Annotated in this window: 30 protein-coding genes; 15 read left to right on the top strand and 15 right to left on the bottom strand. The window is 40.0% G+C overall.

The window, feature by feature from the left end; genetic code table 11:
* Positions 1-43: 43 nt before the first annotated feature.
* The 5 genes from ACSVH6_RS02710 to ACSVH6_RS02690 are packed head-to-tail and all read right to left on the bottom strand — an operon-like array spanning position 44 to position 3,956.
* Positions 44-619, bottom strand: coding sequence for a PhnA domain-containing protein (locus tag ACSVH6_RS02710; RefSeq protein ID WP_438075300.1), 576 nt, complete (start codon positions 617-619; stop codon positions 44-46).
* A gap of 45 nt (positions 620-664) precedes the next feature.
* Entirely contained in the window at positions 665-1,159 is a 495-nt protein-coding gene (locus ACSVH6_RS02705) for a DUF6646 family protein (RefSeq protein ID WP_438075298.1), read from the bottom strand.
* Between the two features lie 31 nt (positions 1,160-1,190).
* Positions 1,191-1,928 carry a metallophosphoesterase gene (locus ACSVH6_RS02700; protein WP_438075296.1) on the bottom strand — a complete coding sequence of 246 codons (738 nt, stop codon included), beginning with the start codon at positions 1,926-1,928 and terminating at the stop codon, positions 1,191-1,193.
* A complete protein-coding gene (locus ACSVH6_RS02695; protein WP_438075294.1) occupies positions 1,928-3,073 on the bottom strand; it encodes an ATP-binding protein in 1,146 nt (381 codons plus the stop codon). Before ACSVH6_RS02695 ends, ACSVH6_RS02700 begins: the two co-directional genes overlap by 1 nt.
* Before the next feature lie 16 nt (positions 3,074-3,089).
* On the bottom strand, positions 3,090-3,956 hold the full coding sequence (locus ACSVH6_RS02690; protein WP_438075292.1) for an aldo/keto reductase: 867 nt from the start codon (positions 3,954-3,956) through the stop codon (positions 3,090-3,092).
* Between the two features lie 253 nt (positions 3,957-4,209).
* Here ACSVH6_RS02690 and ACSVH6_RS02685 point away from each other — a divergent pair, with 253 nt between their 5' ends.
* The 11 genes from ACSVH6_RS02685 (at position 4,210) to ACSVH6_RS02635 (ending at position 15,126) form a co-directional block, all read left to right on the top strand.
* Positions 4,210-5,214: an AAA family ATPase gene (locus tag ACSVH6_RS02685; protein ID WP_438075290.1), complete on the top strand. Its 1,005-nt coding sequence runs from the start codon at positions 4,210-4,212 to the stop codon at positions 5,212-5,214.
* A gap of 24 nt (positions 5,215-5,238) precedes the next feature.
* Complete coding sequence (locus ACSVH6_RS02680) at positions 5,239-6,108, top strand: DUF58 domain-containing protein (protein ID WP_438075288.1); 870 nt, start codon at positions 5,239-5,241, stop codon at positions 6,106-6,108.
* Positions 6,109-7,734 carry a hypothetical protein gene (locus ACSVH6_RS02675; protein ID WP_438075286.1) on the top strand — a complete coding sequence of 542 codons (1,626 nt, stop codon included), beginning with the start codon at positions 6,109-6,111 and terminating at the stop codon, positions 7,732-7,734.
* Between the two features lie 2 nt (positions 7,735-7,736).
* On the top strand, positions 7,737-8,738 hold the full coding sequence (locus tag ACSVH6_RS02670; RefSeq protein ID WP_438075771.1) for a vWA domain-containing protein: 1,002 nt from the start codon (positions 7,737-7,739) through the stop codon (positions 8,736-8,738).
* A gap of 6 nt (positions 8,739-8,744) precedes the next feature.
* Entirely contained in the window at positions 8,745-9,782 is a 1,038-nt protein-coding gene (locus ACSVH6_RS02665) for a VWA domain-containing protein (RefSeq protein ID WP_438075284.1), read from the top strand.
* Positions 9,783-10,550 carry a tetratricopeptide repeat protein gene (locus ACSVH6_RS02660; RefSeq protein WP_438075282.1) on the top strand — a complete coding sequence of 256 codons (768 nt, stop codon included), beginning with the start codon at positions 9,783-9,785 and terminating at the stop codon, positions 10,548-10,550.
* A 19-nt stretch (positions 10,551-10,569) separates the two neighbouring features.
* Positions 10,570-12,333 (top strand): BatD family protein, encoded by a 1,764-nt coding sequence (locus tag ACSVH6_RS02655; protein ID WP_438075280.1) that lies wholly within the window; start codon positions 10,570-10,572, stop codon positions 12,331-12,333.
* Between the two features lie 5 nt (positions 12,334-12,338).
* Positions 12,339-13,088, top strand: coding sequence for a tetratricopeptide repeat protein (locus ACSVH6_RS02650; RefSeq protein ID WP_438075278.1), 750 nt, complete (start codon positions 12,339-12,341; stop codon positions 13,086-13,088).
* A gap of 89 nt (positions 13,089-13,177) precedes the next feature.
* Positions 13,178-13,534: a hypothetical protein gene (locus tag ACSVH6_RS02645; protein ID WP_438075276.1), complete on the top strand. Its 357-nt coding sequence runs from the start codon at positions 13,178-13,180 to the stop codon at positions 13,532-13,534.
* 86 nt (positions 13,535-13,620) lie between these two features.
* Positions 13,621-14,640, top strand: coding sequence for a phenylalanine--tRNA ligase subunit alpha (gene pheS, locus ACSVH6_RS02640; RefSeq protein ID WP_438075274.1), 1,020 nt, complete (start codon positions 13,621-13,623; stop codon positions 14,638-14,640).
* A gap of 78 nt (positions 14,641-14,718) precedes the next feature.
* On the top strand, positions 14,719-15,126 hold the full coding sequence (locus ACSVH6_RS02635) for a hypothetical protein (RefSeq protein WP_438075272.1): 408 nt from the start codon (positions 14,719-14,721) through the stop codon (positions 15,124-15,126).
* Here the strand turns inward: ACSVH6_RS02635 and ACSVH6_RS02630 are convergent, their stop codons facing one another.
* From ACSVH6_RS02630 to ACSVH6_RS02595, 8 genes are all read right to left on the bottom strand, one after another.
* Positions 15,127-15,372, bottom strand: a complete 246-nt coding sequence (locus ACSVH6_RS02630) for a hypothetical protein (RefSeq protein WP_438075270.1) — start codon at positions 15,370-15,372, stop codon at positions 15,127-15,129.
* Position 15,373: 1 nt separating this feature from the next.
* On the bottom strand, positions 15,374-16,369 hold the full coding sequence (locus tag ACSVH6_RS02625) for an NAD(P)H-dependent glycerol-3-phosphate dehydrogenase (protein ID WP_438075268.1): 996 nt from the start codon (positions 16,367-16,369) through the stop codon (positions 15,374-15,376).
* Between the two features lie 235 nt (positions 16,370-16,604).
* Positions 16,605-17,771 carry an iron-containing alcohol dehydrogenase gene (locus ACSVH6_RS02620; RefSeq protein ID WP_438075266.1) on the bottom strand — a complete coding sequence of 389 codons (1,167 nt, stop codon included), beginning with the start codon at positions 17,769-17,771 and terminating at the stop codon, positions 16,605-16,607.
* A gap of 68 nt (positions 17,772-17,839) precedes the next feature.
* Positions 17,840-18,421, bottom strand: coding sequence for a nicotinate (nicotinamide) nucleotide adenylyltransferase (nadD, locus tag ACSVH6_RS02615; protein ID WP_438075264.1), 582 nt, complete (start codon positions 18,419-18,421; stop codon positions 17,840-17,842).
* Position 18,422: 1 nt separating this feature from the next.
* Positions 18,423-18,992 (bottom strand): guanylate kinase, encoded by a 570-nt coding sequence (gene gmk / locus ACSVH6_RS02610; protein ID WP_438075262.1) that lies wholly within the window; start codon positions 18,990-18,992, stop codon positions 18,423-18,425.
* A 17-nt stretch (positions 18,993-19,009) separates the two neighbouring features.
* Positions 19,010-19,870, bottom strand: coding sequence for a YicC/YloC family endoribonuclease (locus ACSVH6_RS02605; RefSeq protein ID WP_438075260.1), 861 nt, complete (start codon positions 19,868-19,870; stop codon positions 19,010-19,012).
* Between the two features lie 58 nt (positions 19,871-19,928).
* Positions 19,929-20,810 (bottom strand): DMT family transporter, encoded by an 882-nt coding sequence (locus tag ACSVH6_RS02600; protein WP_438075258.1) that lies wholly within the window; start codon positions 20,808-20,810, stop codon positions 19,929-19,931.
* Positions 20,803-21,159, bottom strand: coding sequence for an arsenate reductase family protein (locus tag ACSVH6_RS02595; RefSeq protein ID WP_438075256.1), 357 nt, complete (start codon positions 21,157-21,159; stop codon positions 20,803-20,805). The genes ACSVH6_RS02600 and ACSVH6_RS02595 overlap by 8 nt, the downstream gene beginning before the upstream one ends.
* An 80-nt stretch (positions 21,160-21,239) precedes the next feature.
* Between ACSVH6_RS02595 and ACSVH6_RS02590 the strand changes: the two genes are divergently transcribed.
* From ACSVH6_RS02590 to ACSVH6_RS02575, 4 genes are all read left to right on the top strand, one after another.
* On the top strand, positions 21,240-21,677 hold the full coding sequence (locus ACSVH6_RS02590) for an acyl-CoA thioesterase (protein ID WP_438075254.1): 438 nt from the start codon (positions 21,240-21,242) through the stop codon (positions 21,675-21,677).
* Between the two features lie 9 nt (positions 21,678-21,686).
* Complete coding sequence (locus ACSVH6_RS02585; protein WP_438075252.1) at positions 21,687-22,142, top strand: DinB family protein; 456 nt, start codon at positions 21,687-21,689, stop codon at positions 22,140-22,142.
* Positions 22,143-22,144: 2 nt separating this feature from the next.
* Positions 22,145-22,600 (top strand): DinB family protein, encoded by a 456-nt coding sequence (locus ACSVH6_RS02580; RefSeq protein ID WP_438075250.1) that lies wholly within the window; start codon positions 22,145-22,147, stop codon positions 22,598-22,600.
* A 332-nt stretch (positions 22,601-22,932) separates the two neighbouring features.
* Complete coding sequence (locus tag ACSVH6_RS02575) at positions 22,933-24,075, top strand: cystathionine gamma-synthase (protein WP_438075248.1); 1,143 nt, start codon at positions 22,933-22,935, stop codon at positions 24,073-24,075.
* 50 nt (positions 24,076-24,125) lie between these two features.
* On the opposite strand, the gene ACSVH6_RS02570 is transcribed toward ACSVH6_RS02575, so the two are convergent.
* On the bottom strand, positions 24,126-25,019 hold the full coding sequence (locus ACSVH6_RS02570) for a DUF3078 domain-containing protein (RefSeq protein WP_438075246.1): 894 nt from the start codon (positions 25,017-25,019) through the stop codon (positions 24,126-24,128).
* A gap of 57 nt (positions 25,020-25,076) precedes the next feature.
* Complete coding sequence (locus ACSVH6_RS02565) at positions 25,077-25,586, bottom strand: DUF2480 family protein (protein WP_438075244.1); 510 nt, start codon at positions 25,584-25,586, stop codon at positions 25,077-25,079.
* Position 25,587: the final 1 nt, after the last annotated feature.

Here is a 25,587-nt window from a genome sequence, read left to right as displayed (position 1 = left end):
GTCCCGAATAATCGGGACTTTTTTATGGTATAAGGTTGAAGTGTTACTTCGTTTTCTTTACATATTGCGTCAGGATGACTATATGCTGTCCTTCAACACGACCTTCAATTTGTTCGGCATTGTCCCAAACTAATTTGATGTTGTGTACGGCAGCACCGCGTTTGGCAGTGAAGTTGGCTCCTTTTACGTCTAAATCTTTAATTAACACAACGGAATCACCATCAAACAACACGTTACCGTTACTGTCTTTGTGAACAATTTTGCCTTCATCATCCTGATCTTCGCCGGTCGCTTTGGCCCACTCTAAAGCGTCTTCATCCAGGTACATCATGTCTAACAAGTCGTGGTTTTTTAAACGGGCCAACATGCGCCAGGACACAATTTGCACTGGAAGGTTTTCGTTCCACATGCTGTCACTTAACCCTCTCCAATCGTTCGGATTGGTAGTGTCCGGGTTCTCGATTTGATCTCTTAATGCCTTTGTGATTAAGATACAATTCTCGGGTGTAGCTTCGGTTTTGGGAGCTACTAAATACACTACTAAATTTTCATCACTTCCGCTGATTTCGCATTTGGAACCACTTCTGTCTCTTAATCTTTTTTCTGTAACAATACTCATTTTATCTGCTTTTACTAAATTTTATTGATAAGTGCTTTTATTAAATTATAAGTTGAAAGAGGCCCCGATATTGAAAACAAACTGATTGTTGTAATGTTCAAAACCCTGAGTGTTTGTGTCATATTTAGCTATTGGAGCTCCGCCTTCGGCATAAATTCCGAAACCACTGGTAAAGAAATAACGAAATCCTACATGCCCGCCGAAGTTTCGGGTACCTAAACTCAGTCCGGGATAAATATCCATTTTTTTATCCAAACCGAAAACATTGCCTATGTTGGCATTGAAACGCACTTTGAAATCCGCGCGGTCTTCAAACTTTGGTTTTATTCCCGCTATTTCATCTACAGAAAGCAAATAAGACGCAACAAAACCATAAGACATGTTTTCACCAATTCCGAAATCAACCGAAGTATTGATTCCTGTTCCATGATCTTGTGCATTTACGCCTACTTGTCCTTTGATATCTCCTTTCCCTTTATAAGCTTGTGCATTGGCCAAACTCATAAAGACAATTGCCGTTAAAGTGATTATTTTTTTCATCTGCTTATAATTTGGTACAAAAGTAGTTAAATTAATTTCTTCCTTTCTCGTTAAAATACAAATCGTTCAAAGGTTCACTTTGCCAAAACTCCTTAGTATCTACATCCAAAATGGTCAAAGGCCCTTTGAAAGCCGCCCCTGTATCTACGTTCCAAACACAAGCTTTTTTGACCGGAACGGTTTGTCCGATGCGCGTAACGGGAGTGTGACCGATGTAAATTTCATGATACAACTTCAATCGCCTTGGATAAAAATCACTGTTCTTAGCCAGTGCCGCATCTAAAGACAACGCGGTTTCCCACAGGGTGCGATCCCAGTAAAACAATTTAGGGAAATACTCATACATAACGCCATTTAGATTCGTAAACCCTGCGTGAATGAATAACCTGTTTTGTTCGTCTAAATGATAATCCTGCAATGTTCTCAAAAAATTGATATGATGGCGTTTTGTTTCTTCCGAAACCTTTTTATAAGCTACAACTGTCGCTTCGCCTCCGTGATGATACCATTGGGTTTCATCTATGTTTTTGGTATCACCGGACAACCAATCCAATAACAATTCGTCATGATTTCCCCGAATGAAAATACATTGCTGTTTTGCATTCAATTCAATTAAAAAATCCAGCACTTGTGGCGATTCACTCCATCCGTCTACATAATCGCCCAGGAAAATAAGTTGGTCTTCTGTGGTGACTTTGGCTCTTTCCATAATTTGATGCAAGGCACGCAATCCACCATGTATGTCTCCTATAACTAAAGTTCTATGCATTATTTTTCGTTGTATTTCATTTTTCTTAAAATGCGCATCGCCTCTTTGAAACTAACGTAAACCGTTGGGTTTGGTTGGATTTTCAAAAAAGGTTTGGCATCAATTAATTTTTGTTTGGCTTCCTCAAATCCGTTCAGATAACAAATCATCAAAGTAGAAGGCAAGTTTTCTAAGTCTTTTTCCTCGCGTTCCGAAAGTGCTGAACCTTTTTGCAATTTAGTAACTAAAACGATATTGGAATTATAAATATGATGCAGTACTTTTTTGTTGTACGCCGGTGGTTCAAAGAGCATTTGGGTTTCCATTTTGTAGTAGCCATTGTCAAAAAAGCGAATTGTGAGCTGTTCCAGCGGATAATAACTCGTTTTATCATTCAATCCCAAAGCTACGTGCTCTACGATGGTAAAACGCTGTTCATCAAACGCAATTGAAACCACATCGAGTGCGGAATAGAACAGTTTGACTTGTTCGTTTATCAGTTCAATATCCACCCGGGAAAGATACGTAGTGTCTCTTATTTTTTTGGGCACGCCGGCCCAGCAAATGACAAACAGTTCTTTAAAAACATGATAGTTTGACGTCATATCTTTGTGACGGTTGTTCATGAAATCAATCACACCGTCGAGTGTATGTGCAATACTGTTGCGTGAACTGTTCTCGATGCTGATAACCGTTTCTATGTTTTGTTTGGAATACGGGATCTTATCTTCTGTTGGCATAGAGTTGCTGCCGACACGAACGAAAACAGTGTTGGCTAAGATTGTATGGATGTTTTTCTTGAAAAAGGAGGTTTTGTGTTTGGGTTTTATTGTTACCAAGCCTACCACTTTGTCTTTTGGTAAATTAGGAAACGGTACATTTTCATATTGAATCTTAGGCGGATTTTCAAGATACGCGTTAACCAAATTCTGGATGCGGCTGTCGTCAAAAAAGTCATCTCCTACAATTTCATTGTCTTGGTCTTCCACCCCCACCACAATATAAGAATTGTTAGAAGGGTTGGAATTAGACAAAGCACAAATGTGTTTTAAGAACTTGGCTTTCCCTTCTTTGGTGTGCAAATTTAACTGGCGTTTCTTATCATAAAAACTGCTCTCATCATTGTGAGCCAAAAGGTTTTTGACAAGTAAGCGCTTATTAATCATTGAACTTAATTATAACTTAAGGCACTTTGTTCCCCATACTTTCAGTCCAAATGGCAAACCAATCTTCTTGTTCCAGTTGTAGTTCAGCGGCTTTCATCAATGCCTGGATGCGCGCAATATTTACCGTTCCCGCCACCGGGATTACTTTGGCCGGATGTTTTAAAATCCAAGCTAATAAAATGGTATCCGCTCCCAAATGGTATTTTTCAACTAATTGTGCCAAAAGTTTTTTCAATCGTCGGGTTTGTTCAATGTCTTCTCTGAAAACCGTTCCCAAAGGATTCCAACTCATGGGACGAATGTTGTGCAGTTGCATGTAATCAAAACTGCCATCCAACATGGCTTCGTGATGTGTGGCGGAGAACTGCACTTGATTGTAATTTACGGCCGTTTTTTGTCGAATCAATTCGGTTTGCGATGGTGTGAAGTTAGAAAGCCCAAAGTCAAGAATTTTGCCTTCTTGTTTCAATTTGGCTACCGCTTCGGCTATCTCATCTGCCACCATCAATGGACTCGGGCGATGCAGCAGCAATACATCCAGATAATCGGTTTGCAGATTTTTTAACGAATTTTCAACCGACCAAATGACATAGTCTTTCGAGTAATCATAGTGTTTGATTCTATTGGCTCTTCCTTTGACATGCTGAATCCCGCATTTGGAAATCAACTGAATTTTATTTCGATCTATTTTACTTTGAGCGAAGGCTTTGCCAAAATCGGCTTCTGTGGTATAATCTCCGTAAATATCGGCATGATCAAAAGTAGTGATTTGATGTTCCATGCAAATGTTCATCAAATGCACCATTTCCTGCGTAGTCAGATTTTTATCCCAGATACCCCAATTCATGGTTCCGGCTATAATGGGTGAAAGTTTTGTTTGCATTTTTTTGTTGCTTAAGATGTGTTTAAAAAGTAGTTTGTCCCATTTTGCTCTTTTGAAAATTTTAGTATTTTGCCGCGCCAAAATCAAAAAGGCAATCAGGTCTTAAAATTATAAAAAGAAAATCATAAATCATCCTTAAAATTAAGGTGTTTTATAAAGTTTTAACGCATTATTAACATCTGGTAACCTAATAAATTTTCACTTTTGAAATGTTAAAATTATAATCGTCATCTCGTAGAATAAAAAGATAATTATGGAAGAAAACGGTACTGCTTTAGATATCAGAGCAATTAATGAAAAAATTGAAAGAGAAAGTGCTTTTATTGACTTGTTGACTATGGAAATGAACAAAGTCATTGTAGGTCAAAAACACATGGTGGAACGATTGTTAATTGGGCTTTTAGGACAAGGACACATCTTGTTGGAAGGCGTTCCCGGATTGGCAAAAACACTGGCGATAAACACCTTGTCACAAGCCGTACATGGAAGCTTTAGTCGTATTCAGTTTACTCCTGACTTGTTGCCGGCCGATGTCATAGGGACCATGATTTACAACATTAAGGCCAATGAATTTTCTATCAAAAAAGGGCCTATTTTCGCCAACTTTGTTTTGGCTGATGAGATTAACCGTGCTCCTGCCAAAGTACAGTCTGCCTTGCTGGAAGCGATGCAGGAAAAACAAGTGACTATTGGTGATACTACCTTCAAATTAGACAAACCGTTTTTAGTATTGGCTACCCAGAATCCTATCGAGCAGGAAGGAACCTATCCATTACCGGAGGCTCAAGTGGACCGTTTTATGTTAAAAACGGTAATCGATTATCCCAAAGTGGATGAAGAGCGTTTGGTAATTCGTCAAAACCTGAAAGGCGCTTATGAAAAAGTAAATCCTGTAGTTTCCATTGACCAAATTCTTCGTGCACAGGAAGCGGTACGTGAAGTGTACATGGATGAGAAAATAGAAAAATACATCCTGGACATCATCTTTGCTACCCGTTATCCTGAGAAATATAAATTAGAAAGTCTTAAACCGCTTATTGGTTTCGGTGCTTCTCCTCGAGGAAGTATTAATTTGGCCAATGCGGCTAAATGTTATGCCTTCATCAAACGTCGTGGTTATGTAATACCGGAAGATGTTCGCGCCGTAGTACATGATGTATTGCGTCACAGAATTGGTGTTACTTATGAGGCCGAAGCCGAAAACATCACCTCGGTTGACATCATCAACAAAATCGTAAACGAAATCGAAGTTCCTTAGTAGAAACTGTTAACTGTTTGCGAAATGGAAACCAAAGACTTACTCAAAAAAGTTCGTAAAATTGAAATCAAGACCCGAAGATTGAGTGATCATATCTTCTCGGGTGAATACCACACATCCTTCAAAGGGCGTGGTATGACGTTTTCAGAAGTACGTCAATACCAGTTTGGCGATGATATTCGTGCTATCGACTGGAATGTGACCGCGCGTTACAACGAACCTTATGTCAAAGTTTTCGAAGAAGAACGCGAGCTGACTATGATGCTGATGGTTGACATCTCGGGTTCGGAAAGTTTCGGAACCAAAAACCAACTCAAAAGTGAAATTGTTACTGAAATTGCTGCAACCATGGCTTTTTCGGCTACACAAAACAACGATAAAATCGGGTTGATATTGTTCTCCGATCAAATCGAATTATACATTCCGCCCAAAAAAGGGAAATCACACGTGCTGCGCATCATTCGCGAATTAATCGAATTCCAGCCCAAAAGCAAAAAAACCGACTTGTCACAAGCCCTGAAATTTCTCTCGGGTACACAGAAAAAGAAAGCGATTGTCTTTGTGATTTCGGATTTTATGGTCGATGATGATTACGAAAAAACCTTGAAAATTGCCGGAAAAAAACACGATATCACCGGCGTTCGAGTATACGACATCCGCGAAACGAAAATGCCTAATGTAGGCATGGTCGAAATGGAAGATGCCGAAACGGGAGAAATTATGTTGGTCAATACCGCCTCCAAAGCCACCCGTCAAGAATACGAAATAAACTATCTGGAAAAAGTAAACTACTTCAAAGACATTTTTTCCAAATGTGGCTCTGGCACTGTAAGCACAAGAGTGGACCAAAGTTATGTAACCAAATTATTGGGTTATTTTAAATCCAGAAGCTAAATGAAATTGAGATTATATATAGTATGCTGCTTGCTAACGTCTTCGCTTTTTGCCCAAAAAGTGACGACTACCGTAAATACCACTAAAAATAAAATCGGTGCCGAATTTCAACTGACTTTAAAAACAGAAGTGGATACGGTGGCTAAAGTAAAATTTCCCGAAGCCAAAAATTTTGGCGCTTTGGAAGTCATTCAATCCTATAAAACAGATACCGTTAAAAACGGCGCCCGCCACGAGCTGATTAAAAAATACGGCCTGACGCAATTTGACAGTGGACACTATGTGATTCCGAAAATTCCTGTGTTAATCAATGGTAAACCTGTTTTTTCTGATGAAATCAAAGTAGAAGTCAACGATGTAAAAGTAGACACGCTCAAGCAAAAAATGTATGACATCAAAGACATTGCTACCGTTGAAAGTTCGGGCAATTGGTGGATATATATTTTGATTTTGATGGCAATCGCTGCCATTGGTTTTTTGATTTATAAATTCGTCAAAAAAAGACAGAATCAACCCAAACAAGAAGAAATTGTCTTTAAATCGCCCATAGAAAAAGCCACGACACTATTGCAACAATTGGAGAGCAAAGAACTTTGGCAAAAAGGAGAAATTAAACACTACTATTCTGAGTTAACGGATATTGCCCGAAACTATATTGAGGAAGAAATTCACATTCCGGCCATGGAAAGCACCACTTCGGAGCTGATTGAGGGTTTGAGAAGAGCTGCCAAACAAAAAAAACTAAAACTTTCCAATGAAACGGTAGAGAATTTGGAAAAGGTTTTGAAACAAGCCGATTTAGTGAAATTTGCCAAAGTAAAACCGTTGGATTTTGAAATTGAAGAAGATAAAAAACGCATCTCCAGTTCCATAGTGACCATTCACAAATCGATTCCGGTGGTGGTTGAAGAAACAGATGAATTGGAACAGTGGAACGAGCAACAAAAGGAAATCGCGCGGTTGGAAAAACTCAAAAAAGAAAAGAGAAAACGCATTCTCATCGGTGTCAGTGTCTCTGCCTTCCTAATTTGTGCTGTTTTCGGCTATTTGGTGGCAACTCAAGGATTTGATTACGTAAAAGATAATATTATCGGCCATCCGACTAAAGATTTGGTGGAAGGCGAGTGGGTTTTCAGCGAATACGGAAATCCTTTTGTGAAAATCGAAACCCCTAAGGTGCTGAAACGGGTGGATGCTTCCAAAATAATGCCAAAAGAAATGCTTTCTCAGTTCAAGGAAATGCAGGTCTTTATGTATGGCAGTATGCTGGACGATTTTTACATAGGTGTTTCAACCTGTACTTTTAAACAGGAAATGAAAATTGATTTAGAACAAGCTGCCGAAGGAAGCTTGAAAGTTTTTGAAGCCAAAGGAGCGCAAAACATCATTGTGAAAACCGAAGATTTTGATACACAAAAAGGAATCAGCGGCAAAAAAGCTTATGGTACCATGACCATGGTAGATAAAATCAACGGAAGATCCATCAAAATGTACTATGAAATTTTGGTCTTTGCCCAAAGCAACGGCCTGCAACAAATCACCATTTTACACAAAGAAGACGACAAATACGGTCAGCAAATTATGGATAGAGTGTTGAACTCAGTAGAATTACAAAGCACAGAATGATGATGAAAGAAGTAAGTTTTTTAAATCCTGAATTTTTCTGGCTGTTTTTACTGCTGCCAATGGCTATTGCATGGCAAATTTGGAAAAGAAAACAACAATCCGCGACCCTGAAAATCAGTTCGGTAAAAGGATTCAAAGCGAGAAAATCGATATTGGCCAAACTCAAACCGATTTTGTTTGTGATGCGTTTGTTAGCATTGAGCTCATTAATCATAGCTATGGCTCGCCCGAGAAAAGTAGACATCAGCAGCCAAACCAAATCGACCAAAGGGATAGACATCGTTATGGCCATTGACGTTTCCGGAAGTATGTTGGCCAAAGATTTGAAACCTAACCGTATGGAAGCGCTCAAAAAAGTAGCCGAAAATTTTGTGGCCGGAAGACCCAATGACCGTATCGGAATTGTACTGTACGCTTCAGAAGCCTACACTAAAACACCGGTAACCAGCGACAAAGCCATAGTACAAGAAGCTATTCAGGACATCAAATACGACAATGTATTGCAGGACGGAACCGGAATCGGCATGGGATTGACCACTGCGGTAAATCGCCTGAAAGACAGCAAAGCCAAAAGCCGCGTCATTATTCTCATGACTGACGGGGTGAATAACGCCGGATTTATTGAACCGGAGACTGCTTCGCAAATAGCCAAGGAATATGGTATCAAAGTATATACTATCGGGATCGGGACCAATGGCGATGCCATGTTCCCATACGCCTACGCACCCAATGGTGGCTTTTTGTTCCGCATGATGCCGGTAGAAATTGATGTGAATTTATTACAGTCAATCGCCCGAAACACCGGAGGGAAATATTTCAGAGCCAACAGCAACAGCAAATTACAATCGATTTATGACGAAATCAATAAGCTGGAAACCACCGAAATCCAAGAACTGAAGTTCTATGATTACGATGAAAAATACCGCCCGTTTGTGTGGATTGCCGGTATATTGTTGCTGCTTGAATTTGGATTACGAAACACAATTTACCGAAGTTTTATCTAGAAGATTATGTACGAGTTAGAAGAAAAAGGATATTTGTATTTCTTAGCCATCATTCCTGTGATGGCACTGCTTTTCTTGTATATTCAATTTTGGAAAAGAAAGAAACAACGCGAATTTGGCGACTTGGAATTGATTAAAAAACTGAGTCCGGAGAAGTCAGTTTTTAAGCCGATTTTGAAATTAACCGTTTTGCTTTTGGGACTGACTTGCTTAATTATTGGTTTAGTCAATCCAAAAATCGGAACCAAAATGGAGACCGTAAAACGCGAAGGCATCGACATTGTTTTTGCCATTGACGTTTCCAAAAGTATGCTGGCCGAAGACATAGCGCCAAGCCGTTTGGAAAAAAGCAAACAGTTGGTTTCCCAAATCATCAATAATCTGGGCTCTGACCGCATTGGAATCATTGCTTATTCCGGAAGTGCCTTCCCGGTGTTGCCGATCACCTCTGATTATGGTGTGGCTAAAATGTTTCTTCAAGGCATGAATCCCGGTATTATTTCGGCACAAGGTACCTCCATCGATCAAGCAATCAACCTGGCAACTACTTTTGTCGATAAAAAAGATAAAACCAACAAACTACTGATTATCATTACTGACGGAGAAGATCATTCCGATGTGGCAGTGGAAGCGGCGGAAGAAGCTAAAAAAGCAGGTATCAAAATTATCACTATCGGGGTTGGAACTGAAAAAGGGGGACCGATTCCGTTAAAAGAACACGGCATTACTCAAAGTTTCAAAAGAGACAACAACGGTGAAGTGGTGATTACCAAAAGAGATGCCGAAGTGTTGAAAAAAATTGCCAAGGCTACCGGAGGCGGTTATGTTGACGGTGATTCAACCAAAGGCGTATTGGATTATGTAAAAAATGCACTGGACAACATTCAGAAAACAGAATTTGAAAGTACACAAATGGCCGATTTTAAATCTCAGTTCCAGTGGTTTTTGGGATTCGGATTTTTTCTGTTATTTCTGGATGTATTTCTTTTAGAGAAAAAAACCAAGTGGGTGAAAAAGATGAATTTATTTAATGAAAAAGAATAAATGAAAAAGTTACTGTTATATAGTCTACTGGTTATTTCTTTTTGGGCGAATGCTCAACAAAAGGAAAAAGACAGCCACCTACCCAAAGGAAACGATGCTTTTGCCGATAAAAACTATGCAGAAGCAGAAGCAGAATACCGCATTTCGGAATCAAACAACACCAAGAAATCTATAGCTTCTTACAATTTGGGTAATGCCGTTTACAGACAGAATTCGGCTGCAGAAGCTAAGTTACACTATGTTAAGGCAATCAAAAATGCCAAAACGAGAACGGAAAAGCATTTGGCCTATCACAACATTGGGAATGCTTTGATGAAAGAGAAAGATTATTCCAATGCCGTTGAAGCCTATAAAAACGCCTTACGCAACAACCCTGCAGATGAAGAGACTCGCTATAACTATGCTTTAGCCAAAAAGATGCTAAAAGAAAATCCGCCTAAAAAAGACGACAAGAAGAACAAGGATAAAAATAAGGACAAAAAAGAAGAGAAGAAGAACCAAGATAAGGACAAGGACAAAGATAAAAAAGACGATAAAAACAAAGACGGTAAAGACAAGGATAAAGACAAACAGAACGGTAAAAACGATAAAGACAAACAAGACAAGGACCAAAACGGAGGCAAACCGCAACCGCAACCGGGAGGAATTTCAAAACAACGCCTGGAAAATTTGTTGGATGCCGTCAACAATGAAGAGAAAAAAATTCAGGATAAAGTAAACAAACAAAAAGTTCAGACCAACCCTAAAAAAGCAGAAAAAGATTGGTAATTAATTTGAATATTTGAAAATGAAAAGGATTATTGTATTACTGTTTTTGATTACAAATTCGCTTTGGGCCCAGGTACAATTTGAGGCTAAAGTGAGTAAAAATTCCTTGGGAATCAACGAAAGGCTCCGAATCGAATTCACCATGAACGCCGATGGCGATAACTTTGCGCCGCCAAATTTTGAAGCTTGTGGTTTCAGAGTAGTGGGAGGGCCAAGCCAGTCTGTGAGCCAGTCATGGGTAAACGGCAGAAGTTCGTTTAACAAATCCTATATCTATATTTTATTGCCAACTCAAAAAGGGGCATTAACCATCAAACAAGCGTCTATTGATATCAACGGACAGATTTATAAAACGTCACCGGTAAAAATTAATGTGACCAATGCAGTGGAATTGCCGAGAGATCCCAATGAAATGCCAGCTATCAGTGCGGATGACAATATTTATTTGATTGCTGATATTTCCAAAGCCAATCCGTACCTCAACGAGCCGATTACCGTGGTGTACAAACTGTATTTTAGTTACAACATCGGAATCACCAACTGGCGTGAATTGAACAAACCGAAATACAATGATTTTTGGAGTCAAAACATTGATATCAAACAGCTCAAAGCTGAAGATGGTATGTTCAAAGGCGAACGCTATCGCTATGTGGTGTTGCGAAAAACGGTATTATACCCTCAAAAATCAGGAAAACTGGAAATTGAACCGCTTTCGCTCGATATTGACTGTCAGGTCCCTACCAATCGCAGAAATTTTTGGGGACAAGCCTTGATGACCGAAGACAGCAAACGCGTTTCGGCCGGAAGCAAAGTCATCAATGTAAAACCTTTGCCCGAAGCCGGAAAGCCGGAAGATTTCTCAGGTGCTGTGGGACAGTTTGATTTCAAAGTAAAACCGTCCAAAACTGTGTTAAAAAATGGTGAATCACTGGATTTAGACATCAGCGTAGCCGGAACCGGAAACCTGAAATTATTCACCTTACCCAAACCGGTTTTACCATCCGCTTTAGAAATGTACGACCCTGTGCACGATGAAAATGTGTCCACTCCATTAACCGGAATGACCGGAAGAATTTCGGATAAATACACCATCATTCCGCAATACAAAGGCAATTATCAAATTAAACCTATGCGTTTTACTTACTTTGATTTGGCCATCAATCGCTACAAAACGCTGACTTCCCAACCCATTACCATCAATGTCCTCGATGGACCGGGAATAGCAAGTGCCGAAAAAACCAATCCGGAGGAAGTGACAAAAAACAAAGTGGAAGTTGCCAAAACTTTTGCCTATAACAAACAAAAAACAACACTACAACCCATAGAAAAAGAAGATTTCTTAGGCTCCGGTTTGTTTTATTCATTGGTGTTTCTGCCATTTTTAGCGATTCCGTTATTGGTCGTGGTTAAAAAGAAAAAAGAAGCTATCGATAATGATGTGGTGGGCAATAAAATCAGAAAAACCAATGCGCTGGCTAAAAAGTATTTGGGTGAAGCCAAGAAGCATTTGGGTCACAAAGAACCGTTTTACATTGCTTTGGAAAAAGCCATGCACAATTTCCTTAAAGCCAAGTTACACATTGAAACCTCAGAAATGAGTAAAGAAAAAATAACCGAATTGTTGCTTTCACGAAAAGCCTCAACGGAAACCGTTTCTGAATTCATCCACTTGACCGAAAACTGCGAATTGGCACGATATGCTTATTCCTCAGAATCGGCTATACAAACAGACTATGACAAAGCCGTAGTTATTATTTCCGAACTTGAAAAACAATTAAAATAAGAACGATGATGAAGAAGCTATTGATTGTATTGTTACTCGTTTCTCCAAGTTTTTGGGCACAATCGGCTTTTGACAAAGGAAACGATTATTATCAAAAAGAAAATTACCAAGCTGCCATTTCCAGCTACGAAAGCATATTGCAAACCGGGAAACAATCGGCTGAAGTATATTTCAATCTTGGAAATTGTTATTACAAACTGCATAAAGTAGCTCCTGCAGTTTATAACTATGAGAAAGCACTATTGCTGAATCCGAATGATACCGAAATAAAAACCAACTTAGAATTTGCCCGTAAAATGGCCATTGACGACATCAAAGTTATTCCGAAAGTAGGTTTCAACAAACTTATTCAGGACTTCACAGCTAGTTACTACTATGACACTTGGGCCTGGATTGCTATCGGATTTTCTTTCTTGACTTTGCTGTTTTTCGTTGGATATTATTTTTCGGAAAAAACATTTTTAAAACGAATTTTCTTTGTGGGAATGTTTTTTTGGATTCTTGGCATTTGCCTCAGTGCTGCTTCGGGCTTTTATGAAAAAAGCCGTATGGCAAATGAAAGACCTGCCATAGTATTTGCCGAAACGGCTGCCGTAAAAAGCGAGCCAAAGGTTTCTTCGTCTGATGCTTTCATTTTACATGAAGGCACCAAAGTATACATATTGGAAAGTATCGCCAACTGGAAAAAAGTGGAACTCACCGATGAAACAACCGGTTGGATAGACGAAAACGCAATTAAGGAAATTAAAAATTAGCTTTTAAGAATTACAGAGTATCTTTGTCAAAATTTAAATCAAGAAGCTTGATGTCTTTGCTCTCGCTTCTTTTTTATTTTATCTGAATTATGTCAAGAGACGAACAATTAAAAAACCGCTGGGACCAAGTGGTGCAGCTCCTCTCCAATCAGTTTGCTGAAGGAGACCTACTCGACCTGGACGCCATTATATACCTAATCGGAGTACAGGAATTGGGGAAAATACATCAAACCTTCAAAAAAGACGAAAAGCTCAACCTGATGCACATAGCAATCTGTCGTTTGCTGGAACCTTATGGTTACTATGAATTTGATTTTGTGGACAAAGAAGGTTGGCCGCATTACAATGTCAAAGAACAGTTGCCGGCACTTAAAGCCGGAGAGCAATCTGTTTTGATGAAAGAAGCTATTGTCAATTATTTTTTGGAGAAAGAAGTGATTGAGTAATTCTATACCAGTCTTCAGTAAAAAACACTAAATTTGCACCTTCAACGACCCAAGCCTTTAGGCAAATTGTATGAAATAAAAGACCGATGATAGACAAGATTAAAGAATATATTGCCGAAGCGGAAACGTTTCAAACAGACAACAAGGAAACTTTAGAGCAATTCCGAATCAAATATTTAGGAAGTAAAGGCCTACTGAAAGAGTTGTTTGCCGAATTTAAAAACGTGCCTAACGACCAGAAAAAAGAATTCGGGCAAGTCATCAATACACTAAAAACAACTTGTGAAGACAAGGTAAAAACTATACAGGACGCTTTAGAAAGCAAAGTAGAAAGCATTGGTATCTACGGCGACTTATCTCGACCGGCGGAGCCGATTGCTATTGGTTCACGCCATCCGATTTCATTAGTAAAAAATCAAATTATCGATATTTTTTCCACTATCGGATTCAACGTGTCCGAAGGTCCGGAAATTGAAGATGACTGGCACAACTTTACTGCGTTGAACCTTCCGGAATACCATCCGGCAAGAGACATGCAGGATACGTTTTTCATCCAAACCAATCCGGATGTGTTGTTGAGAACACACACCTCATCGGTTCAGGTGCGCTACATGGAAAACAACAAACCGCCTATCCGTACCATTTCACCGGGAAGAGTTTTCAGAAACGAAGCGGTTTCTTCGCGTTCGCACTGTATTTTCCATCAGGTGGAAGGTTTGTATATTGACAAAGACGTTTCGTTTGCCGATTTAAAACAAACCTTGTTGTATTTCACTAAAGAAATGTTCGGCAAATCCAAAATCCGTTTGAGACCGAGTTATTTCCCATTTACTGAGCCAAGTGCCGAAGTGGATATTTATTGGGGGTTAAAAACCGAAACCGATTACCGCATTACCAAAGGAACCGGCTGGTTGGAAATTATGGGTTGCGGAATGGTCGACCCGAATGTATTGAAAAACTGTGGTATCAACCCGGAAGAATACAACGGTTTTGCGTTTGGTATGGGTATCGAGCGTATCGCTATGTTGTTGTACCAAATCGGTGACATCCGTATGTTCTACGAAAACGACGTGCGTTTCTTAGAGCAATTCAAATCGAGTATTTAAAAAGAAAATAGATAATAGACGGATAGATAAAAGACCTGCCTGTCTATTATCGCTTCGTCTCTCATCTATCATCCAACAATGAAAAAAGACATCACCATCCCAAAAGTAGAGAACGTATTTCTGGCCGCCGTGCAGGAATGGAGTGATGACTTTATGGAAAAGGTTTGGTATGTTTACCTCGTGAACGATTCTGACTACGATTTAGACAGCGTAATGGTCGTTTCTAAAGCTTTTGGTACCGTAGACGGGGAGATGAAAAAAACGTCGCTCCTGCGCCACGCATTTATGCAAGTGCCGGCCGTTTCTGTAGTAAAAGTAGAAATGGTGGAAAAAAGTGTGCTGCAACTCAACAACGAGTTTATGGTGACTTACTTTATCGGCAACACGTTGTATGATAAAAAATTCACTTTCCGCAAAAACATGATTAACGAACACGCCACCGAAGAAGTGCCGATTTTGTTTGTCAATGGGGTAATCGTCCGATAATTATTTTTTCTTTCTGAAAAGATCTGACCAAGTATAATCTGCTCCTTTTTGTTTTTGTTTCCAATTGATATATCCCAAAACAAAAACTCCAGTCACCAAATAAGCCGCAAATTTCAAATAAAATTGAAGTGATGTGATTTGGTCTAAAATGGGTTTTTCTTTCCATTCAAATACTAACATGAAAACAATCATGAAAATGCCCCAAAAGGCTCCTGTTTTAACTTGATATTTCCATCTTTCACTCATCTTAATCTAATTTTTCGGTGAGTTTCTTGAATACTTTCTTGGCTTCTTTTCCTTCGTATAAAATTTCATAAACCGCATCAATGATAGGTGTTTTGGCCTGATATTCCTGATTCAGCTTGTAGGCGCTTTTGACGGCATAATACCCTTCGGCCACCATACTCATCTCCATCATGGCGGCTTGTACCGTATAGCCTTTTCCAATCATATTCCCGAACATACGGTTACGGGAAAATACCGAATACCCTGTCACCAATAAATCCCCCAGATAGGCTGAGTTATTAATGTTTCGCTTCATTTTATGCACTTTGCGGATGAATCGTTTCATTTCGCGAATGGCATTACTCATAATCACCGACTGAAAGTTGTCGCCATAACCCAAACCGTGGGCAATACCGGCTGCAATAGCATAAATATTCTTCAGCATGGCAGCATATTCAGTCCCGATGATATCATCAGAAATTTTGGTTTTGATATAGTTTCCGGCCAAAACTCCGGCCATAATTTTTGCTTTATCCGAATCGCCACAGGCTATCGTCAAATAAGAAAGCCTTTCTAAAGCTACTTCCTCGGCGTGACAAGGGCCTGTAATCACCCCAATATTGTGGTAAGGAATATCAAATTCTCTATGAAAATGCTCTCCAACGATTAGGAATGTTTCAGGCACAATCCCTTTGATGGCCGAGAAAATGACTTTTCCTTTTAAAGACACTTTTAACTTGGCCAATTCGCCGCTCAAAAACGCCGACGGAATCGCAAAAATGATATAATCAGCATATTCCACCGCTTCATTGATGTCGCTGGTCAGCTTTAATTTATGGGTATCAAACTCAACAGAGCTCAAATAATTAGGATTGTGTTTGTGGGCTTTTAAGTGTTCTATAGCCGATTCATTGCGCATGTACCAGACTATTTCGGAAAGATTTACACAAAGCATTTTTGCAATAGCTGTGGCCCAACTTCCGCCGCCAATCACCGCAAATTTTGGAGATTCATTCATGAATTCAAACATTTTATAAACTCCTCAAAAATACTCTTTTTAGCAGAAACAATACTGCTTTTATGCGGAATAAAACAGGATGCTGAAATTTTTGGCACGACTATTGGTAATTCCTTTACAGCATAATTAATGAATTTGGGTTAGTACATGTGGTTGCAAAACCGTTTGAGGAGTAATTCTTAAGCGGTTTTGTTTTTTTAAGCCATAAAAAAAGCGTGCCGGGCACGCTTTTTCTTTAATAACTCATTTCTACAATTTCTCTAACCTTTTCAGGAGTAATGTTTTGCTTTTCACCCAGAGCTTTCCAGCCGCGTTCTTCAAAACGATTTACGATGAATTCAGCGGTATTGCTGTAGTTTGTGGTGTTTTCCGAAAGTTTGGTCTTCATACCCATGGCATGTAAAAATTCGACTGTTTTTTCAATGGCTTGCGTCGCTTTTTCTTCGACTGATTTTCCGGTAACATGCCATACTCGTTCTCCGTATTGCGCCAGTTTTTCTTTTTTGGTGTCAAACATAACGCGGTACAAATTAGGACCAATGATAGCAAGAGTGCGCGCATGATCAATTTCGTATAAAGCCGTCAATTCGTGGCCTATCATGTGCGTGGCCCAATCAGACGGAACCCCTTTCTGAATCAAACCATTCAAAGCCATGGTTGCGCACCACATATAGTTGGACGCTAATTTATAATCGCTTGGATTTTCAGCCACATCCGGGCCAATTTCGGTCAACGTTTGCAGAATACCTTCGGCAATTCTGTCTTGCAATAACGCATCGTGCGGATAGGTCAGATATTGTTCCATAACATGAACAAAGGCATCCACCACGCCATTTTGAATTTGTCTTTTAGGCAAAGACGAAACAACGGTTGGATCACAAATGGAGAATTTAGGAAACAGCGCACTGCCACCCAAAACCAGTTTTTCCTGAGTCGCTTCGATGGTAACCACCGCACCCGAATTCATTTCTGAACCCGTAGCTGGTAAAGTCAATACCGTTCCAAAAGGAATCACTTTGGTGATATCGGTAAACAGGACGCGATTTTTTAAAATTTCTATCGGATTGCCTTCGTAATGCACCGCTCCCGATATGAATTTTACACCATCAATCACACTGCCACCTCCAACAGCTATAATAAAATTAATATTCTGTTCCCGGACAATCGCAACCGCTTTCATCAAGGTTTCAAAACGGGGATTGGGTTCTATGCCTCCAAATTCTACCACATCAAATCCTTGTAAAGCAGCCTTGACCTGATCATAAACCCCATTCTTAAAAATGCTGCCGCCTCCATAGGCTAATAAAATTTTGGCTCCTTTCGGTACCAGTGTTGCTAATTTTTCGGTTTGGCCTTTGCCGAAAACATAATTGGTCGGATTGTATAATTCGAAATTGTTCATGATTTTGTGTTTTAGAAAGCGCAAAATTACAAAAGACCGTCCCGAACAAGTGGTAAAGGAATGTTAACTTATTTGGCGTAAAACAAGTTGTGGTCCAAATACTCCCAAACTTTGTGGGGTAGCATGGGAGCTACATTCTTTTTGTTTTTGATACTCTCGCGAATAAAAGTAGACGACAACTCAATAACCGGCGCCCCTACGCGGTGAATCTTAGGATGGTTGGCAAACTGACTGTCTAACTCGCCCGCGTTTACTCGGGGGTAAACATAAATATTGTGGTTGGCCAGAATGACTTCATAGTTTTTCCATTTGTGTAGCGAGTTCAGGTTGTCTTCACCCATGATGAGTGCAAACTCGTGTTGCGGATATTTTTCGCCCAAATGCGCTAAGGTATTAACCGTATAATTGGGCTGGGGCAATTTAAACTCGATATCCGATGGTTTGATTTTAATGAAATCTTCGGTGGCCAAATGCACCATGTGCAGGCGTTGGTAATCATCGAGCAAGGTGCTTTTTTCTTTATGCGGATTGTGAGGCGTCACTACTAACCACACTTGGTCTAAATCAGAATACTCCGCCATGTGATTGGCAATAATCAAATGCCCGACGTGTATGGGGTTAAAGGTGCCGAAATAGAGTCCGATTTTCATCTTAGCGAATAAATTCTTTTACTAATTCATAAGCTTCCTGCTTGGCCACTTCCAAATCATAGTTCTTGATAATGGTGTCAAACTGCGGTGCGGTGGCCAACTCTACGTGGGCTTTGGCGATGCGCATGTTGATTTTGTCGTCGGTTTCGGTAGAGCGTTCTTTCAAGCGGCGTTTGAGTTCGTCTACACTGGGTGGTTTTACAAAAACGGCTAGTGTTTCCTCGGGAAATTTATGTTTGATGCGCAACCCACCGGCTACGTCTATATCAAAAATCACATTTTTTCCTTTGGCCCAAATGCGTTCTACTTCGCTTTTGAGCGTACCGTAAAAATTATCGCGATACACTTCTTCCCATTCGATAAAATCCTCGGCTTTGATGTGTTTTTTAAATTCTTCTATAGAAATAAAATAATAGTCTTTACCGTGCACTTCCTGTCCGCGGGGTTCCCGGGTAGCCGCCGAAATGGAAAACTCCAAATTCAATTCGGGTTGTGCCAATAAATGCCTTACTATGGTGGTTTTTCCCGAACCCGAAGGTGCTGAGAATACTAATAATTTTCCTTTGTTCATTGTGTTGTTGCTGTTAGTTAAAGCACATTCAAAACCTGCTCCTTGATTTTCTCTAATTCATCCTTCATCATCACGACCAGTTTTTGCATTTCGGCATGGTTGGATTTAGACCCCATGGTGTTGATTTCTCGACCCATTTCCTGAGTGATAAAACCCAGTTTTCGACCATTGGCTTCGGTGCCGGCCAAGGTTTCAATGAAATAGTTCAAATGGTTTTCCAAACGTACTTTTTCTTCGGTGATGTCGTATTTTTCGAGATAGAAAATCAATTCCTGTTCGAAACGGTTTTCGTCTACATTTTCTTTTAATTCGTCCAAAGCAGTGCGCAATCTGGTTTTTACGGTTTCTATTCGTTCCGCATCATAGGCTACGGCATTGTTCATCAAAGTCAAAATATTGGCGATGCGGTGGAGGAATTCTTTTTCTAGTGAGACTCCTTCGTCTTTGCGGAATTGCATGATGTTTTCCAAGGCTTCATCAATCACTTTTTGGATTTGCTTCCATTCGTTTTCGTCAATTTCATCGCGCTCGGTTTTTAAGGCATCGGGCATACGAACCGCCATTTTCATCAATTCGGTTTCATCGGCATTCGGAATCACGGCTTTCATCTGGGCGATATAGCCTTTCACAATCGGCACATTGATTTTGGATGATGTTTCTTCTCCCGTTACTTCCACATAAAGCGAAAAATCAATTTTTCCGCGCTCCAATCGCTGCGAAAGCTGATTGCGTAAGCCCAACTCCATTTCTCTGAAAACAGAAGGCATACGCGTGTTTAAATCGAGTCCTTTACTGTTGAGTGATTTGATTTCTACGGTGATTTTCTTGGTGGGCAATTGCAACGTGGCTTTCCCAAAACCGGTCATTGATTGTATCATGCTGTACTTTTCTAACAGCTACAAATATATTCAAAAATGAGGAGTTGGGATTTAGGATTCAGGATTTCTTCTTGGTAACCAAATAAACGCCGATAAAGATGAAAACCGCAGCCACTATTTTTACCCATGTCAGGTGGTCTTTCCCCAAGCTCATCGCAAATATAGTAGCGAAAAGAGGTTGCAAATAAATAAAGACCGCGACAGTGGTAGGCTTTAGCTCACGCATCGAAACCAGGTTGAACAAGTAGGTGAAAAAAGTAGTGAACACCACCACAAAAACGATTTCCCACAGTATGGTTACCGGAATATTTTGCCATTGAATGGCTTGGTATTCATTCCAGCCAAACGGAAGCACCATCAGCAATCCGAAAGTGTAAATCCATTTGACAAAAGTAAAAGCATTGTACTTGTCCATCAGTTTTTTGACTACAATCAGATAAAAACCATAGGAAACGGCATTGATAAAAACCAGCAAATTACCCAACATGGCATTGGTCGCGTTACCAACTGATTTGCCATAGAGGATGAGAAATCCGGTGCCGAAAAGCCCAAGCAAAATCCCAACTATCTTATGCCATTTGATTTTTTCCTTAATCAAAATAGCCGACAATATCATGACGATTATGGGGGTTGTCACCATAATCACTGCGGCCGAGATCGGAGAGGTATAGCTCAATCCTTTAAAAAAAGTGAGCATATTCAAGGCTACGCCAAAGAGGGCTGCGGCCACAATTCGAGGAAAGTCTTTTAAAGCTATCTTTTCTTTAGGACCAAAAACAGAAATGCCCCAAAATAAAACCGTGGCCCCCATAACCCGCAACAGTATGAATCCAAACGGTTGGACATAAACAGGCATTACATCTTTGGCAATCGTAAACGAAACTCCGTAAATCAACGAGACCATGGTAGCGGCCAACAGCGCCCAAACCCGCTTACTCATGGGCCAAATAATCAATCGCTTGTTGCACGACTTTAGGGCTGTTGCCCACAAAAATTTTCCCATCGGCAATAATCACCGGACGCGATAAAAAAGTGTAATGTTCTAAAATGTAGCGTTTGAAGTCGGCTTCTGAAAGCTTTTCATCTTTCAATCCCATTTCTTTGTACAAGGTGGCTCTTTTGCTGAAAAGTGCTTCATAACTTCCGGCAAGTTGCTGCATTTCATCAACTTGTTTGACGGTCATTGGTTCCGTTTTGATGTCCTGCAATTGAAAGGTTTCCAACTGAGGCAAGGATTTTAAAATGCGTTGGCAGGTGCTGCAGGTTTTCAGGAAATATATTTTGCGCATGATCTTTTTTTACAAAAATAGAACTTTGCCAATACATGACGGGCAATTTTTCTGTTTACCTTTGACAAAACTTTTGACGGATGAGCACTTTTACCAAAGCCATTTCTATTCGCTGGGCCGATTTAGACCCCAATTTTCACCTGAGACACAGTGCGTATTACGATTTTGGCGCACAACATCGTATCGAAATTTTAGAACAAAACGGCATGACCCTGCAAGTCATGAACGAACAGCATTTTGGCCCTATCGCTTTTCGCGAAGAATGTGTCTTCCGAAAAGAAATCCGGCTGAATGACAAGATTACCATCAACACCAAAATAGGAAAAATGAAAGCCGATGCCTCGCGCTGGACTATCGTACACGAGTTACGCGATGACCACAATGTGCTTTGTGCTAAAATCACAATTGACGGTGCCTGGATGGATACGCGCCTTCGAAAATTGGCCAATCCCACACCACCAATTGCGGTAGCTGTGATGAATGCCATTCCGAAAACGGATGATTTTGTATTACTATAAACCAAAAATATGGACACAACTTTTAAAATTTGGGAAACCAACCGCAGGCTTTACGCCAAACTGTTAGACAATTATTCTTTGGAACAACTCAACAAAATACCGACAGGATTCAGCAACAACCTGATTTGGAATTTGGGGCATATTATCGTGGCACAACAAGGCCTTGTATACCGATTATCCGGTCTGCCAACTTACATTTCTGAGGAAATGACCAACACCTATAAAAACGGGTCTAAGCCCACGGGTCAAACCACACAAGCCGAAGTAGATGAATTAAAAGGCTTGCTGTTTTCCTTGATTGAAAAGACAAAAGCCGACTATGCCGAGGGAAAATTCCAGACCTATACCGAGTATACCACCGGCACCGGATTTCATTTGGCCTCAACCCAAGAAGCCATTGAGTTTAACAACTATCACGAAGCCTTACACTTTGGTTTTATGATGAACATTAGAAAATTTGTATAACCATGACAGCCACTTTCGAAATCAACCGGGCCAACCGCACTGTTTTATTGCAATTCATAGAAGACCATACCCTTGAACAGCTCAACAAAATACCGGAAGGATTTAGCAACAATCTGATTTGGAATATTGCCCACAGTATTGTGGTTCAACAATTGCTGGTGTACCATCTTTCAGGTTTGCCCATGATGGTTTCGGATGAAATGGTGGCACGTTACCGGCGAGGTACTAAGCCCGAAATCCCGGCAACACCGGAAGAAATCAACGAAATCAAAGCGTTGCTTTTTACTACTCTCGAACAAACCGAAAAAGATTTTGAGTCTGCTGTTTTTCAAAACTATAACGCTTTTACCACCATGACGGGCTACCATTTACAAAACGCCGTGAATGCCATGGAGTTCAACAATTTTCATGAAGCCACCCACTTGGGCATGATGATGCAAATCCGAAAATTTATCTAAAACCAAGGGATAATCCCATACTTATATGGGAAAATCCCACATCCCTTTGGGGTAATCCCATATTTTTTTGGGTTAATCCCATATCCCATTGGGGAAATCCCACATCTCTTTGGGAAAATCCCACATCCCTTTGGGGTAATCCCATATCCTTTAGGGTTAATACCATATCCCCTTTGGGTAATCCCATATCCCTTTGGGAAAATCCAATACTCCCTTCGGTCTTTCCTAAAATTTAACCCGTCAAAGCTCCTGCAATCAAGTGTTAAATCCAATCAAAAGCTCCCGTTAATTTCAAATAAACTTGCTACATTTGTTGTCTAACTTTATTCAAAATGAAATTCAATACCAAAGTCATACATGGCAATCAACACCATGAAGAAGTAACAGGAGCAGTGATGCCTCCGGTATTTCAAACCTCAACTTATGCACAAACATCACCGGGAAAACCGGTGGGCGATTACGAATATTCACGCGCAGCCAACCCAACCCGTCAAGCCTTAGAAGATGCGTTGGCCAGCATTGAAAACGGAGCGCGTGGTTTGGCTTTTTCCTCAGGATTAGCAGCCACTGATTGTTTACTTCGCTTGTTTAAAGCGGGTGACGAAATCATTGCTATGGATGATTTATATGGCGGAACCTACCGTTTGTTTACTCGTTTGTACAAAGACAGCGGCATTATTTTCCATTTTGTGGACATGAATGACATGGCTAAATTTCAGTCGCTGATCAATGAAAACACCAAGTTGGTTTGGGTGGAAACTCCAACCAATCCGCTAATGAAATTGGCAGATATTGCCGAGATTGCAAAAATCACTAAAAAGCACCATATTCTTTTTGCTGTAGACAACACGTTTGCTACGCCTTATTTGCAAAAACCTTTGGACTTAGGGGCTGATATCGTAATGCACTCCGCTACCAAATACCTTGGCGGACACTCGGATGTAATTGCCGGCGCTTTAATCATTAAAGACAAGGAATTAGGCGATGAATTGCATTTCAAACAATTTGCTACCGGTGCTACACTCGGACCTATGGATAGCTTTTTGGTTTTGAGAGGAATTAAAACCCTGCATTTAAGAGTGCAAAGACATTGCGAGAACGGAGAAAAAGTCGCTGCCTTTTTAGCCAATCATCCAAGTGTTGAGAAAGTATTCTATCCCGGATTGACTCATCATCCTTTCCATGAAATTGCCAAAAAACAAATGAGTGGTTTTGGCGGTATGGTATCTTTTACCTTTAAATCAGGCAAAAAAGAAGATGCTGTACGCTTTTTGGAAAACTTGAAAGTATTTACTTTGGCCGAATCCTTGGGTGGTGTTGAATCGTTAGCGAATCATCCGGCCTTAATGACGCATGCTTCTATTCCGGAAGACAAGCGCTTAGAAGTGGGCATCACAGATGATTTAGTGCGATTGAGCACCGGTGTAGAAGATATTGATGATCTTATTGCCGATTTGGAACAAGCCTTTAGATAAAACAAAAAAGCTCCGAAATTCGGAGCTTTTTTTATGCAGTTATGTTTCGATTAAAATCCGTAGTTCACCCCAATGCCTATCACCTCTCGGGTTTGAAATCCACTGAAGGCATTGTCGTCATATATCGTCTGGAATGATAAATTAGTTGACAAATATTTATTCACTTTCATGACAATATTCAACGTATAATCGATGTCGATATTTTTAGCATCTTCCAAATAATTGGTATATAAATTCAAGATGTTTTCAGCGGTAACATTTTCCATCATGTTGAACTTATAATAGCCGTTTATCGCAGCTCCAAACTCGTAGCGGGACGAATCCCCCTGCAGCACCCCAAAAGAAGGCCCAGACTCAGTAAAATGCTTGTGAACCATAATTACTTTAGAAGTGGCCGGTGCAATATTTATCTTGAGATTGTCACTTTTCTTCCACATCATACCGGGCCCGAATTGAATATAAGCGGGCGAAAAGAAGTGAGAGAGTTTCATCGTTTTATCGGCAGGATCAAAACCGGAATCAAATTGGGTTTTAAAATTGAAAAAAGCAGAATAATACCATTCACCTGAAGCTTTTTTACCTAAAAGCGAATTGAATTCAAATCGGTCATCTGTTTTCTGGAGATCTTGTCCTTGAATTTTGGTCAAGCCGTAATTGGCAAACAATTTATTGTCCCAAGTCCAGGTATCGCTTTTATAATTAAAATCGTATTTCACTCCGGCATTACCCGAAACACTGCTTTGTCCACCGGCTAACCAATTGTTGAAATTGGCCTGATTGAGCAAAATGGTAAACATTCCTTTTTTATCCCATCCATTGGGCTTTTCCTGCTGAATTTTGGCAATAGTTTCTTCGGTTTTTTTCAGGAGTTCTTTTTCACTAACCTGAGAAAACATAATATTTACTGATAAAATTAAGCCTGCGAATAGTATGCTTTTTTTCATTTTATAGTGATTAAAATTTGATGCAAAGATACCAATGCAATAGTATTTTAAATCCAACTATTTGCTTTTTTTGTACAAAGGAACCGCCGAACAAGCCTCACCATACATAATGCTCTTAACAAAAGGCTGAAGCCTTTGAACAGCGATAATATAAGCGCTTTCAGGAACCGGTTTTTTGGAACATCCTTTTATGATGACTGACTTATCTTGATATGCTGAATAATCTAACGTTGGCAAAATCTCGAGGTATAATGAAGTGTCCAAATCACTACTTTTTCCCAACACTACTTTTTTGGCAAAAGGTGCGACATAAGTGGTCACTAAAATACTCGCCCAAGCCGGAATAATGGCATCCGTCGAGCAATAAATTGCGACGTAATGATTTTGATATTGGGTCCAATTGTGATTTTTCAAGGCTTCACGAAAATCCTTTTCTTTCAAGAGAAACCCTTCCAAAAGCCATTGCGAAATGTCCAACTGTGTTCGGATACCGCTTGGATAATAGTCTTCTAAATCAAAAACAACAAGCGCAGAATTGGCTACTCTATTGATAATTTCGTCTTCCATT

The sequence above is a fragment of the Flavobacterium sp. XGLA_31 genome (assembly GCF_051547105.1).
In the GTDB taxonomy this organism is placed as follows: domain Bacteria; phylum Bacteroidota; class Bacteroidia; order Flavobacteriales; family Flavobacteriaceae; genus Flavobacterium.
This window is presented reverse-complemented; position numbering and strand designations above follow the sequence as displayed.